Source organism: Burkholderia sp. BCC1640, from assembly GCF_902833125.1.
GTDB lineage: Bacteria > Pseudomonadota > Gammaproteobacteria > Burkholderiales > Burkholderiaceae > Burkholderia > Burkholderia diffusa.
The window spans coordinates 1-13,572 of the sequence record NZ_CADFEF010000036.1; the positions used below are offsets into that span (position 1 = coordinate 1).

The following is a 13,572-nucleotide window of genomic DNA, read 5'->3' on the forward strand; positions in this document are numbered from 1 at the left end:
ACGCCCTTCACGGCTTCCCCTTCGCAACCGAGACTCCCCGTACCCTAAAATGCAGCTTCCTTTAACGACCATCCAGCTCCAAGTACTCCGCTCCCGCCAGGCTCCTTTTGGTTTTGGAAAGTACTCCAACGGCGCCGGTTGGCGACCGGGCGCACCGCACCGCACGACATGCGCGCCGCCGGCGCCGGATGTGACAAGGCCGGCGTCGCGCCGCGAGGCGCCACGCCGGCCCATGCGCGACGCACGCCCCGGTCAGCCTTCCGCCATCATCAGCAACTGCGCGCCATCCGCGACCTGGTCGCCGACGCCATACAGCACTTCGGCGACGACGCCCGCGCCCGGCGCGCCGATCGTGTGCTCCATCTTCATCGCTTCCATCACGATCAGCGGCGTGCCGGCCTCGACCTTCTGGCCCGGCTCGACCAGCACCGCAATCACCTTGCCGGGCATCGGCGCGGTCAGGCGGCCGCCGCCATGCTCGGCATCGCCGGCGTGCGCGAGCACGTTGCGCCATTCGAACGTCTCGGCGACACCCTGCGTGAACACGTGGAAACTGTCGCCGTCCGCATACACGCGGCCGCTGCTGCGCACGCCGTCGAGCGTTACGTCGAAGTCGAGCGGCGTTGCGCCGCGTGCCCACGCGAACGGCTGCGCGGCCGCGTCGCCGGTCGCGATGCGCGTGCTGCCGCCGTCGTCCACGTAGGTGACCGTCACGTCCGCTTCGCGTTCGGGCGCATGCCATTCGAGCGTGCGGCGATAGCCGCCGTTCAGCCGCCAGTCCGGCAGCACACGCCACGGCGACGCGCCTTCCCGTGCGGCCGCATCGCGTTCGCGCGCGAGCAGCGCCGCGCAGGCCAGCGCGAGCGTCGCGCGCGGCGGCTGTTGCGGCGCGAACAGCGCAGCGTGGTTGCGCTCGATCAGGCCCGTGTCGAGATCGGCGATCGCGAACGGCGCGCAAGTGACGATCCGCTGCAGGAACGCGGCGTTCGTATGCAGGCCGACCACCTCGCATGCCCGCAGCGCGCGCAGCATTCGGCCGAGCGCTTCTTCGCGGTCAGCGCCGTGCACGATCAGCTTCGCGATCATCGGATCGTAGAACGGCGTGATCGCATCGCCTTCGCGCACGCCGCTGTCGACGCGCACCGCCGCGCCGATCGCGAATTCGACGCCTTCCGGCAGCCGCAAGTGCTTCAGCGTGCCGGTAGACGGCAGGAAGCCGCGCGCCGGATTCTCCGCGTAGAGACGCGCCTCGATCGCGTGGCCCTGCACGCGCAGCTCGTCCTGCTGCAGCGGCAGCGGCTCGCCCGCTGCGACGCGCAGTTGCCATTCGACGAGATCGAGCCCCGTGACCATCTCGGTGACCGGATGCTCGACCTGCAGGCGCGTGTTCATTTCCATGAAGTAGAACGCGTCGCCCGTCATGATGAATTCGACGGTGCCCGCGCCGACGTAATTCACCGCACGCGCGGCCGCGACAGCCGCCTCGCCCATCGCCTGGCGCACGTCTTCATGCAGCCCCGGCGCTGGCGCTTCCTCGAGCACCTTCTGGTGACGGCGCTGCACCGAGCAGTCGCGGTCGAACAGATAGACGGTGTTGCCGTGCGTGTCGCCGAACACCTGCACTTCGACGTGACGCGGGCGCGTCAGGTATTTCTCGATCAGCACGCGATCGTTGCCGAAGCTGCTCGCGGCCTCGCGCTGGCACGACGCGAGCGCCGCCGGAAAGTCCTCGGAGCGCTCGACCACGCGCATGCCCTTGCCGCCGCCGCCCGCGCTCGCCTTCAGCAGCACCGGGTAGCCGATCTCGTCGGCTTCGCGATGCAGGTTGGCGGCGTCCTGGTCGTCGCCGTGGTAGCCGGGCACGAGCGGCACGGCGGCCGCATGCATCAGCGCCTTCGCGGCGGCCTTCGAGCCCATCGCCGCGATCGCGTCGACCGGCGGCCCGATGAACGCGATGCCGGCCGCTTCGCACGCATGCGCGAAATCCTCGTTCTCGGACAGGAAACCGTAGCCCGGGTGGATGGCCTGCGCGCCGGTCGCGCGCGCGGCCTCGATGATGCGCTCGATGCGCAGGTAGCTGTCCGCGGCCGCGGAGCCGCCGATGTGCACGGCCTCGTCGCACGCGGCGACGTGCTTCGCGTTCGCGTCCGCGTCGGAATAGACGGCGACGCTCGCGATCCCGAGACGTTTGCACGTCGCGGCGACGCGGCAGGCGATTTCGCCGCGGTTGGCGATCAGAATCTTGTCGAACATGGCTTCGGTGTCGTCCGGAAAGTTAGGGGCACGCCGTCATTCACGCCACGAAGGCGTGCGTTTCTCGAGGAAGGACGCGATCCCTTCGCGCGCTTCCGCGCCGGCGCGGGTCCGCGCGATCCAGTCGGCGGTCTGCTCGATCAGCGTCGCGTCGAGCGGCCGGCCGGCCACGTCGGCGACGAGCCGCTTGCATGCCCGCACCGCGTCGGGGCCGTTCGCGACGAGCGTCGCGGCCAGCTTCGCGACCGTTTCGTCGAGCGCCTCGGCCGGCACGGCATCGTGAATGAAGCCGAGCGACGCGGCGCGCGCGCTGTCGAACACTTCGGCCGTCGTGAAGTAGCGACGCGCCGCGCGCTCGCCCATCGCACGCACGACGTACGGCGCGATCGTCGCCGGAATCAGCCCGAGCCGCGCTTCGGACAGGCAGAACTTCGCGCCGTCGGCGGCGATCGCGATGTCGGCCGCCGCGACGAGGCCTACGCCGCCCGCATACGCATCGCCGTGCACGCGCGCGATCACCGGCTTGCCGCAGCGATGGATTGCCTCGAGCATCCGCGCGAGCTTGCGCGCGTCGGCGCGGTTCTCGTCGTCCGAGTAACCGGCCATCTTCTTCATCCAGTTCAGGTCCGCGCCCGCGCAGAACGCCGCGCCTTCCGCCGCGAGCACAACCGCGCGCACGCCGGCGTGTGCGTCGAGCCACTCGAACGCGGTGGTCAGCTCGGCGATCGTCGTCTCGTTGAACGCGTTGCGCACGTCGGGCCGCGCGAGCGTGACGGTCGCCACGCGGCCGGCTTCGCTTACCTTGATCGTTTCGTATCGCATCGGTCAGCCCTCCCGGCCGTTACATGCGGAACACGCCGAAGCGCGTGTCGTCGATCGGCGCGTTCATCGACGCGGCGAGGCCGAGACCCAGCACGTCGCGCGTCTGCGCGGGGTCGATCACGCCGTCGTCCCACAGCCGTGCGCTCGCGTAATACGGATGCCCCTGGCGCTCGTATTGGTCGCGGATCGGCTGCTTGAACGCTTCTTCTTCGTCGCTCGACCACGACCCGCCCTTCGCCTCGATGCCGTCGCGGCGCACGGTCGCGAGCACCGAAGCGGCCTGCTCGCCGCCCATCACCGAGATCCGCGCATTCGGCCACATCCACAGGAAACGCGGGCCGAACGCGCGGCCGCACATCCCGTAGTTGCCGGCGCCGAACGAGCCGCCGATGATCACCGTGAACTTCGGCACCTTCGCGTTCGACACGGCCGTCACCATCTTCGCGCCATGGCGCGCGATGCCTTCGTTCTCGTATTTGCGGCCGACCATGAAGCCCGTGATGTTCTGCAGGAACACGAGCGGAATCTTGCGCTGGCAGCACAGCTCGATGAAATGCGCGCCCTTCACGGCCGATTCGGAGAACAGGATGCCGTTGTTCGCGACGATCCCGACCGGATGGCCCCAGATGTGCGCAAAGCCCGTGACGAGCGTCGTGCCGAAGCGTGCCTTGAATTCATCGAACTCCGAATCGTCGACGATGCGCGCGATCACCTCGCGCACGTCGAACGGCTTGCGCGTGTCGACCGGAATCACGCCGTACAGGCTCTTCGCGTCGTAGCGCGGCGGCTTCGGCTCGCGCACCGTCACCGGCGACGCGATCTTCGGCGCGAGATGACCGACGATGCTGCGCGCGATCGACAACGCAAGCGCGTCGTTCTGCGCGAGATGGTCGGCCACGCCCGACAGGCGCGTGTGCACGTCGCCGCCGCCGAGATCCTCGGCGCTCACTTCCTCGCCGGTCGCGGCCTTCACGAGCGGCGGGCCGCCGAGGAAAATCGTGCCCTGGTTCTTCACGATGATCGACTCGTCGCTCATCGCCGGCACATACGCGCCGCCCGCCGTGCACGAGCCCATCACGACCGCGATCTGCGCGATTCCCGCGGCGGACATCGTCGCCTGGTTGAAGAAGATGCGGCCGAAGTGGTCGCGATCGGGAAACACGTCGTCCTGGTTCGGCAGGTTCGCGCCGCCCGAATCGACGAGGTACACGCACGGCAGCCGGTTTTCCGCGGCGATTTCCTGCGCGCGCACGTGTTTCTTCACGGTCATCGGATAGTAGGTGCCGCCCTTGACCGTTGCGTCGTTGCATACGATCACGCACTCGCGGCCCGCGATCCGTCCGATCCCGGTGATCACGCCCGCGCCCGGCGCGTCGTCGTTGTACATGCCGTTCGCCGCGAGCTGCGACAGCTCGAGGAACGGCGCACCCGGATCGAGCAACTGCGCGATGCGATCGCGCGGCAGCAGCTTGCCGCGCGACAGGTGCTTGTCGCGCGCGGCCTGGCCGCCGCCTTGCGCGAGCTGTTCGATCTTCGCGCGCAGGTCGGCGACGACCGCCTCCAGCGCCGCGGCGTTCGCGCGGAAGTCTTCCGAACGCGGGTTCAGTTTCGATTCGATGATCGGCATCGACGGGGCTCCGTTCGCGTGACGTGGGGCGTTACATCGTTTCCGCGAACAGCTCGCGGCCGATCAGCATGCGGCGGATCTCGCTCGTGCCGGCGCCGATCTCGTACAGCTTCGCATCGCGCCACAGACGGCCGACCGGGTATTCGTTGATGTAGCCGTTGCCGCCGAGGATCTGGATCGCCTCGCCGGCCATCCACGTCGCCTTCTCGGCCGTGTAGAGGATCACGCCCGCGCAGTCCTTGCGCACCTGGCGAATGTGGTCGCTGCCGGCCGAATCGAGATGGCGGCCGACCGCGTACAGGTACGCACGGCACGCCTGAAACGTGGTGTACATGTCGGCGACCTTGCCCTGGATCAGCTGGAATTCGCCGATCGACTGGCCGAACTGCTTGCGGTCGTGGATATACGGCACCACCGCGTCGAGACACGCGGCCATGATGCCCGTCGGGCCACCCGACAGCACCGCGCGTTCGTAGTCGAGGCCGCTCATCAGCACCTTCACGCCGCCGTTGAGCTGGCCGAGGATGTTCTCTTCCGGCACCTCGACGTCCTGGAACACGAGCTCGCCCGTGTGCGACCCGCGCATGCCGAGCTTGTCGAGCTTCTGCGCGACCGAGAAGCCCTTCATCCCCTTCTCGACGATGAACGCGGTGATGCCGCGCGGGCCGGCGTCGATGTCCGTCTTCGCGTAGACGACGAGCGTGTCGCAGTCGGGGCCGTTGGTGATCCACATCTTCGTGCCGTTGAGCACGTAGCGGTCGCCGCGCTTGTCCGCGCGCAGCTTCATGCTAACGACGTCGGAGCCCGCGTTCGGCTCGCTCATCGCGAGCGCGCCAATGTGTTCGCCCGACACGAGCTTCGGCAGATATTTCTGCTTCTGCGCGTCGGTGCCGTTGCGGTGGATCTGGTTCACGCACAGGTTCGAGTGCGCGCCGTACGACAGGCCGATCGACGCCGATGCGCGCGAGATCTCTTCCATTGCGACCATGTGCGCGGTGTAGCCCATGTTCGCGCCGCCGTATTCCTCGGCCACCGTCATGCCGAGCACGCCGAGATCGCCGAACTTCTTCCACAGATCCATCGGAAACTGGTCGGTGCGGTCGACTTCCGCCGCGCGCGGCGTGATTTCCTTGGCCGCGAACGTCGCGACGGCGTCGCGCAGCATCTCGATGTCTTCACCGAGCATGAATTGCACACCGGGCAGGTTGATCATGTCTCCTCCGTCTCCAGAAAGTGGGTCGCACGCGCCGATTTCTGAGTTTCGCTCAAATCGGATCAATGCGTCGATTCATTAAGCCAATACAGCGTAAATTTTGCACAGTTTCGCGCCTCGTCCGGCTCGTCGTCAATAGTTTTTTGAGTGACACTCAGATATCATGGCGGCATGACAGCCGCTACCGCCGACACCATGACCACCACCGCCAAAGCCGACCGCCCCGAGCCGTCGCGCGCACCCGCCGGGCGCAAGTCCCAGCAGCGCGTGCAGGACATCCTGCGCGCCGGTCGTGAAGTGTTCGCCGAAAAGGGTTACGAGCATGCGACGGCCGCCGAGATCGCGCAGCGCGTCGGCGTATCGGAGGCAACGGTGTTCAGCTACTTCCGCGGCAAGCGCGAGCTGTGCGCGCGCGTGATCGCCGACTGGTATGACGAAATCATTGCCGCGTTCGAAGTCGGGATGCCGCAGGAAGCGTCGGTGCAGCAGCAGTTCGCGTTCATCGTGCGCACGCACCTGCGGCTGATGCTGGTGAACGGCACGGGGCTGTGCGCGCTGGTGCTGTCGGAGGGGCGGGCGAAGCAGCATGCGTTGAGCGACGAGCTCACCGCGCTGCAGCGCCGCTACACGGCGCCGCTGATGGACGTGCTCGCGCGCGGCCAGGCGGCCGGGCAGGTGCGCAGCGACATGCCGCTGAGCCTGCTGCGCTCGATGGTGTTCGGGCCGATCGAGCACGTGCTGTGGGATGCGATCCTCGGGCACCGCAAGCTCGATACGGAAACGACGGCCACGCAGCTCATCGACATGCTGTGGGCGGCCGTGCAACCGCCCGCGCCGGAGCAGGCGGCGCTGGTGCGCTTCAGGAACGAAGTCGCGGAAGCGGTCCGGCGGCTGGAAGGGGAAGCGTCACGCCCGTGACGCCGAGGGGCGACGCTGAGCGCCTGCCGCCGCGTTGCCGCATCGTTCCCCCCGTCGCGGGGAATTCGGACGCTACGACTCCTCGCCGACCCGCAGCGGCGCACGGCTCTGCTCGTTGTTCAAGTGAACGAACTTGCGCAACAGGCGCATCAGTTCCCGCGAATCGTCCTCCCCCATGCCGTCGAACAGGCCGGCGCGCAACTCCTTCACCGACGGAATCAGGTGCGTGAGCAGTTCGACGCCCGCCGGCGTCAGCAGCAAGCGCCGCTGACGCCGCGGCAATACTTCGCGGACGATCAATCCTTTTGCTTCGAGCCGGACCGCGAGGTCCGCGGTCGTCGACGTGTCGAGCGCCACCCGCTGCGCGAGCGTCACCTGATCGAGCCCCGGACACTCATAGAGCATCCGCAGGACCGCGTACTGCACCGGCGTCACGTCCCGGCCCAGCTTCTCGTAGAACATCGCAACCGCGATCTGGTGCGCGCGCCGGATCAGATGCCCGGGTTCGTCGTACAGGTCGAGCGGGAAAGACGGCGCGTCGGCGGGATTCGTTTTTTCCATGAATGAGTCGATGACATAGGCGGCGCACGCCGTTGCGTGCGCCGACGGCATGGCGCTGCGTCGCGCCATTTCCCGGGAAAACCAGTATACCGCTCGCCTTGCCCTGGCCAATCTCGATGAGTACACTGAATCTCATTCAGTACACGGAATGAAGAATTGCCGCGCACCGGCGGCACCGCCCTGAAGGAGACGAAGAACGTGTTTCTCAAGAACGCTTGGTATGTGGCGTGCACGCCCGATGAAATCGACGGCAAGCCGCTCGGCCGCAAGATTTGCAACGAGTCGATGGTGTTCTACCGCGCGGCGGACGGCCGGGTCGCCGCGCTCGATGACTTCTGCCCGCACCGCGGCGCGCCGCTGTCGCTGGGATTCGTGCGCGACGGCGTGCTCGTGTGCGGCTATCACGGGCTGGAAATGGGCTGCAACGGCAAGACGGCCGGCATGCCGGGCCAGCGCGTCGGCGGCTTTCCGCCGATCCGCAGCTTTCCGGCGGTCGAGCGGTATGGATTCGTCTGGGTGTGGCCCGGCGATGCGTCCGCAGCCGATCCCGACAAGCTGCCCGCGCTCCAGTGGGCCGAAGATCCGGCCTGGGCACACGGCGGCGGCTTGTATCACATCCGTTGCGACTACCGGCTGATGATCGACAACCTGATGGACCTCACGCACGAGACCTACGTGCATGCGACGAGCATCGGCCAGAAGGAAATCGACGAAGCGCCGCCGAAGACGACCGCCAACGGTGACGAAGTCGTCACGAGCCGCTTCATGGAGAACGTGATGCCGCCGCCGTTCTGGCGGATGGCGCTGCGCGGCAACGGGCTGGCCGACGACGTGCCGGTCGACCGCTGGCAGATCTGCCGCTTCACGCCGCCGAGCCACGTGATGATCGAAGTGGGCGTCGCGCATGCGGGCCACGGCGGTTACGACGCGCCGGCCGAGCTGAAGGCATCGTCGATCGTGGTCGACTTCATCACGCCGGAGACGGACACCTCGATCTGGTATTTCTGGGGGATGGCGCGCAACTTCCGGCCCGACGACCACGCGTTGACCGCCGAGATCCGCGAAGGCCAGGGCAAGATCTTCGCCGAGGATCTCGACATGCTCGAGCGCCAGCAACTCAACCTCGAGCAGTGGCCGGACCGCAAGCTGCTCAAGCTCAACATCGACGCCGGCGGCGTGCTGTCGCGCAAGGTGATCGAGCGGCTGCTCGCCGACGAAAACGCGTCGAGCCCGCAGCGGCCCGTGATTCCGGTCGCGCAGATCAAGGAGGCGTCATGAGCGCCGCGACGCTGACGGTCCGGGTGGCCCGCAAGTGGCAGGAAGCGCGCGACATCTGCGGTTTCGAATTCGTCAGCGATGACGGGTCGCCCTTGCCGCGCTTCGACGCCGGCGCGCATATCGACGTGTATTTGCCGGGCGGGCTCGTGCGCCAGTACTCGCTGTGCAACCACCCCGAACACGGCGATCGCTACCAGATCGCGGTGCTGCGCGATGCCGAGGGCCGCGGCGGGTCGCGCGCGATTCACGACGAAGTCCGGCAAGGCGATACCGTACGGATCGGCATGCCGCGCAATCAATTTCCGCTCGCGCCCGACGCCCCGCACCACCTGTTGATCGCGGGCGGGATCGGCGTCACGCCGATTCTCTGCATGGCGGAACGGCTGTTCTCGTCCGGCACGCCCTTCGACATGCACTACTGCGCGCGTTCGACCGATCGCATGGCCTTCGTCGAGCGGATCGACGCGGCCGGGTTCCGCGACCGCGCCCGCTTCCACGTCGACGACGGCGACCCCGCGCAACGCCTCGACCTGCCCGCCGTGCTCGCCGCGGCGCCTGACGGCACCCACCTCTACGTATGCGGCCCGCGCGGCTTCATGGACGCGGTGCTGAACGCCGCACGCCAGCGCAACTGGGCCGACGAGCGGTTGCATTACGAGTTCTTCGGCGGCGCGGTTGCATCGTCCGGCGCGGATCGCGCGTTCCAGGTCCGCATCGCGAGCAGCGGCAAGGTGATCGACGTGCCGGCCGAATGCACGGTCATCGCCGCGCTGGCGGCCAACGGCATCGACTTGCTCACGTCGTGCGAGCAAGGCGTCTGCGGCACCTGCGTGACGCGCGTACTCGAAGGCGAGCCCGATCATCGCGATTCGTATCTGACGGAAGCGGAACAGGCGGCCGGCGACCAGTTCATGCCGTGCTGCTCGCGATCGCGAAGCGATCTGCTGGTACTCGACCTGTAGAGCTGTAGACGGACCGCCCGACACGCGGCGGCCAATCACAATACTGGAGACGATCAATGGCGCAACATGCTCGGCCACCGATCAATACTACTAAGTTCCCGGTCGACCGATGGTGGGTCGCCGCGCTGTCTTCCGAACTGACGGACAAACCCGTCGCCCGCACGCTGCTCGGCCGTCCGGTCGTGCTGTTCCGGTTGCCGTCCGGGGAAGTCGGTGCGCTGGAAGATCGCTGCTGCCACAAGTCGCTGCCGCTGTCGTGCGGCTCGCTCGAAGCTCGCGGCCTGCGCTGCGGCTATCACGGCCTGCTGTTCGACCGCGACGGCACCTGCGTGGAGATTCCCGGGCAGGACCGGATTCCGGCAAAGGCGTGTGTATCGTCGTATCCGGTGCGGGAACAGGATGCGATCGTGTGGATCTGGATCGGCGCCGACGCGCATGCTCAACCGACCTGCGCGCCGCCGCGCTATGCGTTCCACACGGATCCGCAATATCGGTTCGGCGGCGGCAACTACCATTACGACGCGCCGTATCAGCTGATTCACGACAACCTGATGGACCTGAGCCACCTCGGCTATGTCCATCTGAAAACGATCGGCGGCAATGCGCCGCTGCACATGGGCGCGGAAACCTGCGTCAGCAACGACGGCGACACTGTGACGCTGGTGCGCCGGATGCCGGATTCCGACCCGCCGCCGACGTACACGGCCGCGTGGCCGTTCGCGGGCCGGGTCGATCGCTGGCAGGAAATCGAATTCCACGTGTCGCATATCCGGATCTGGACCGGCGCGATGGACGCCGGCACCGGCGACCTGCTCGATCCCGCGCGCGGCGGCTTTCACATGCGCGGCTTCCACGGCATCACGCCGGAGACGGACACCACGACGCACTATTTCTGGACCATCGCGACCAATCCGCAACACGACGTCGAACGCGTCGCGCAAACGGTCATCGAGCAATCGGCGGCGACGTTCGACGAGGACAAGACCGTGATCGAAGCGCAATACCGGAACCAACTGCGGTTTCCGGACGGCCGCCAGATCGACATTCACGTCGACGCAGGCCCCAATCGCGCGCGGCGCGTGATCGAGCGACTGCTGCAGCAACCCGAACCCGTGTAACCGTCGCGCCGGCGCGCGAACGACGCCTGCTTGTGGCTGCAAGCATCCCCCGCGGTTGGCCGCCGGCTTCTGTTTTTCCCATTCGATTAGTCATACTATTTTTATGAAGGGTCTTTGACGTGAGTGCAAATATCCGCAATACGATCGACGCATCCCCGATGAGCGCGTTCCAGACGATGGCGGTCACGGCCTGCGTCGTGCTGAACATGCTCGACGGCTTCGACGTGCTGGCCATCGCATTTGCCGCGCCGCACCTCGCCGCAGAATGGAAACTGAGCGGCAAGGAAATCGGCCTGCTGCTGAGCGCGGGGCTCGCCGGCATGGGCATCGGCTCGGTGTTGATCGCGCCGCTGGCCGACCGCGTCGGTCGCCGCCGCATCATCCTGCTCTGCCTCGCCGTGATCTCGACCGGGATGCTCGCCTGCGCGGCCACGCACAGCACGCTGCAACTCGCGATCGCGCGGGCCTACACGGGGCTCGGCATCGGCGGCATGCTCGCAAGCCTGACCGTCATCAGCGGCGAATACGCATCGAACAAATGGCGCAGCGCCGCGATCGGCATGCAGTCGACCGGCTACGCGATCGGCGCCACCGCCGGTGGGGTCATCGCCGGCTACCTGCTGTCGACGTGGGGATGGCGCAGCGTGTTCGCGTTCGGCGGCATCCTGACCTTGATGGCGATCCCGATGGTGCTCGCACTGCTGCCGGAATCGCTCGACTTCCTGCTGGCACGGCGGCCGGACGACGCGCTGCAGAAAATCAACCGCATCCTCGCGAGAATGAAGCGCGCACCCATCGACGCGCTGCCGGCCGTGACGGCGTCCATCGACACGACACGTCCCGCGTCGAGCTGGACGGCCGTGCTGCGCGCACCGCTCGCGCGCCGCACGATCGCACTGTGGATCGCGTTCTTTCTCGTGATGGGCAGCTTTTATTTCGTCGTGAGCTGGACGCCGAAGCTGCTGGTCCAGGCCGGACTGTCGGCATCGCAGGGCGTGACCGGTGGCGTGCTGCTCAACCTCGGCGGCATCGCGGGCGCGTCGCTCTTCAGCCTGCTGTCGACCCGGTTCGGCCTGCGCAACCTGCTGGGCGCGACGCTGCTGCTCGGCGGCGCGCTGATGGTCGTGTTCGGCGCGAACACCGGCTCGCTTGGCATCGGGATGACCGTCGCGGTGTTCCTCGGCGCCGTGATCAATGCGTGCGTGGCCGGCATGTACGCGTTGTCGCCGACACCCTACCCCGCCGAGATCCGCACGACCGGCATCGGTCTCGCGGTCGGCATCGGTCGCCTCGGCGCGATCCTGTCGCCGATGACGGTCGGTGCGCTGCTCGACGACGGCTGGTCCGTGCCCCATCTCTATCTGGCGTTCCTCGTGCCGATGGCTGGCGCGGCGATCGCCGTCGCAGTGGCGGGCGCGCGCGCCGCGGCACCGCAGCGGCAGCACGATCCGGCGATCTCGTAACGCGCGACGCCCGCGGCCCTGCCGATACCCGTCGGCATCCCGGACATGTCCGGGGCATTAGAAAAATCGACAAGTAGATCTACATACTGTTTGGAGACAGCCATGAAAACGAAACTGGGCGTCGCATTCGCGACGGCGATGGCGATGGCCGGACCGGCCTGTGCGCAAAGCAGCGTCACGCTGTACGGGATCATCGATACCGGCGTGTCCTACTACAACAACGCCGCGCGCGGCGGATCGTTCATCGGCATGCCAACGCTGACCGGCGAGGTGCCGTCACGCTGGGGCCTGCGCGGCACGGAGGATCTCGGCGGCGGCTATCAGGCCTTCTTCGTGCTCGAAAACGGCTTCCAGCCGGGCACGGGTGCGCTGAACTACGGCGGGCGTCTGTTCGGGCGGCAAGCGAACGTCGGCGTGAACAGCCCCTTCGGCGCGCTGACCCTCGGCCGACAGATGAACATGTCGATGATCGTGCTGACCAATGCCGACGTGATCGGTCCGTCGATTCATTCGATGGCCGATTTCGACTCGTATCTGCCGAACGCGCGCAGCGACAACGCGATCGGCTACAAGGGCACGTTCCACGGCGTGACGCTCGGCGCGACCTACAGCTTCGGCCGCGACGCGGCCGGGCCGGCGGGACCATCCGCGACGGGCTGCGCGGGGCAAGTGCCTGGCGACATCGTCGCCTGCCGCCAATACACGGCAATGCTCGCCTATGACGCGAGCAATTTCGGGCTCGCCGCATCGCACGACGTGATGCGCGGCGGCGGCGGCGCGCTCGCGCCGCTGAACAATCCGGCGTACACCGACACGCGCGACATCGTCGCCGGCTACGTGAAGATCGGCCCCGCGAAACTCGGCGCGGGCTGGATCCGTCGCAATCTCGCGGCGGCCGCACACCTGCAGGCCGACATCGTGTTCGCCGGCGGCACGTACTACGCGACACCCTACCTCGCGCTCGACCTGCAGGGCGTGCGCTACCTGCAACGCCGAGAAAACGGCGAAGGCGGCACGAACGCCACGCTCTTTGTCGGCCGAGCGAACTATTTCCTGTCGAAGCGGACGACCGTCTATACGTCGGTGGGCTACATGTTCAACAGCACGCTGGCCGCGAACGCGGTCGCCGCCGGCGGGACGGTCGGCACCGGGATGAATCAGCTCGGCGTGATGGCCGGCATCCAGCAGAAGTTCTGATTGCCGGACACCGCTCGTCGAGCGCGACGTGACAGGAATTTTGGCCGCTACGGCAGCAGACGGCCTGCGGCCCGGAAATCGCGATACCCGAGCCGTATCGGCCTCGCCGCAATTGCAAACGATTCTCATTACGTATATTATGCGCGTCCTGCCGCGGCGA

At 67.3% G+C, this 13,572-nt stretch carries 11 protein-coding genes; 6 read left to right on the forward strand and 5 right to left on the reverse strand.

From position 1 onward, the window contains the following. Positions 1-252 precede the first annotated feature (252 nt). Genes HWX25_RS28725 through HWX25_RS28740 form a run of 4 tightly spaced genes read right to left on the reverse strand, consistent with a single transcriptional unit; the run spans position 253 to position 5,915 of the window. The gene (locus HWX25_RS28725) at positions 253-2,253 is read right to left on the reverse strand and encodes an acetyl/propionyl/methylcrotonyl-CoA carboxylase subunit alpha (protein ID WP_175911827.1); all 2,001 of its coding nucleotides are present in this window, start codon (positions 2,251-2,253) and stop codon (positions 253-255) included. Between the two features lie 36 nt (positions 2,254-2,289). Next, on the reverse strand, positions 2,290-3,075 hold the full coding sequence (locus tag HWX25_RS28730) for an enoyl-CoA hydratase/isomerase family protein (protein ID WP_059532487.1): 786 nt from the start codon (positions 3,073-3,075) through the stop codon (positions 2,290-2,292). Between the two features lie 19 nt (positions 3,076-3,094). Next, the gene (locus HWX25_RS28735) at positions 3,095-4,702 is read right to left on the reverse strand and encodes a carboxyl transferase domain-containing protein (RefSeq protein ID WP_175911829.1); all 1,608 of its coding nucleotides are present in this window, start codon (positions 4,700-4,702) and stop codon (positions 3,095-3,097) included. A gap of 31 nt (positions 4,703-4,733) precedes the next feature. After that, the gene (locus HWX25_RS28740; RefSeq protein ID WP_059532493.1) at positions 4,734-5,915 is read right to left on the reverse strand and encodes an isovaleryl-CoA dehydrogenase; all 1,182 of its coding nucleotides are present in this window, start codon (positions 5,913-5,915) and stop codon (positions 4,734-4,736) included. 171 nt (positions 5,916-6,086) lie between these two features. Here HWX25_RS28740 and HWX25_RS28745 point away from each other — a divergent pair, with 171 nt between their 5' ends. After that, positions 6,087-6,833, forward strand: coding sequence for a TetR/AcrR family transcriptional regulator (locus HWX25_RS28745; protein WP_059818558.1), 747 nt, complete (start codon positions 6,087-6,089; stop codon positions 6,831-6,833). 72 nt (positions 6,834-6,905) lie between these two features. On the opposite strand, the gene HWX25_RS28750 is transcribed toward HWX25_RS28745, so the two are convergent. Then, on the reverse strand, positions 6,906-7,394 hold the full coding sequence (locus tag HWX25_RS28750) for a MarR family winged helix-turn-helix transcriptional regulator (protein ID WP_059818571.1): 489 nt from the start codon (positions 7,392-7,394) through the stop codon (positions 6,906-6,908). 198 nt (positions 7,395-7,592) lie between these two features. On the opposite strand from HWX25_RS28750, the gene HWX25_RS28755 reads away from it, so the two are divergent. The 5 genes from HWX25_RS28755 to HWX25_RS28775 all read left to right on the forward strand — a co-directional run bounded on the left by HWX25_RS28755 (position 7,593) and on the right by HWX25_RS28775 (position 13,412). Further along, positions 7,593-8,672: an aromatic ring-hydroxylating dioxygenase subunit alpha gene (locus HWX25_RS28755; RefSeq protein ID WP_175911832.1), complete on the forward strand. Its 1,080-nt coding sequence runs from the start codon at positions 7,593-7,595 to the stop codon at positions 8,670-8,672. Next, complete coding sequence (locus HWX25_RS28760) at positions 8,669-9,634, forward strand: PDR/VanB family oxidoreductase (protein ID WP_175911834.1); 966 nt, start codon at positions 8,669-8,671, stop codon at positions 9,632-9,634. The genes HWX25_RS28755 and HWX25_RS28760 overlap by 4 nt, the downstream gene beginning before the upstream one ends. Positions 9,635-9,690: 56 nt before the next feature. Next, a complete protein-coding gene (locus tag HWX25_RS28765) occupies positions 9,691-10,752 on the forward strand; it encodes a Rieske 2Fe-2S domain-containing protein (protein ID WP_175911836.1) in 1,062 nt (353 codons plus the stop codon). Positions 10,753-10,871: 119 nt separating this feature from the next. Further along, positions 10,872-12,215: an MFS transporter gene (locus HWX25_RS28770; RefSeq protein ID WP_175911838.1), complete on the forward strand. Its 1,344-nt coding sequence runs from the start codon at positions 10,872-10,874 to the stop codon at positions 12,213-12,215. A 102-nt stretch (positions 12,216-12,317) separates the two neighbouring features. Beyond that, entirely contained in the window at positions 12,318-13,412 is a 1,095-nt protein-coding gene (locus HWX25_RS28775) for a porin (protein WP_175911840.1), read from the forward strand. Positions 13,413-13,572 lie beyond the last annotated feature (160 nt).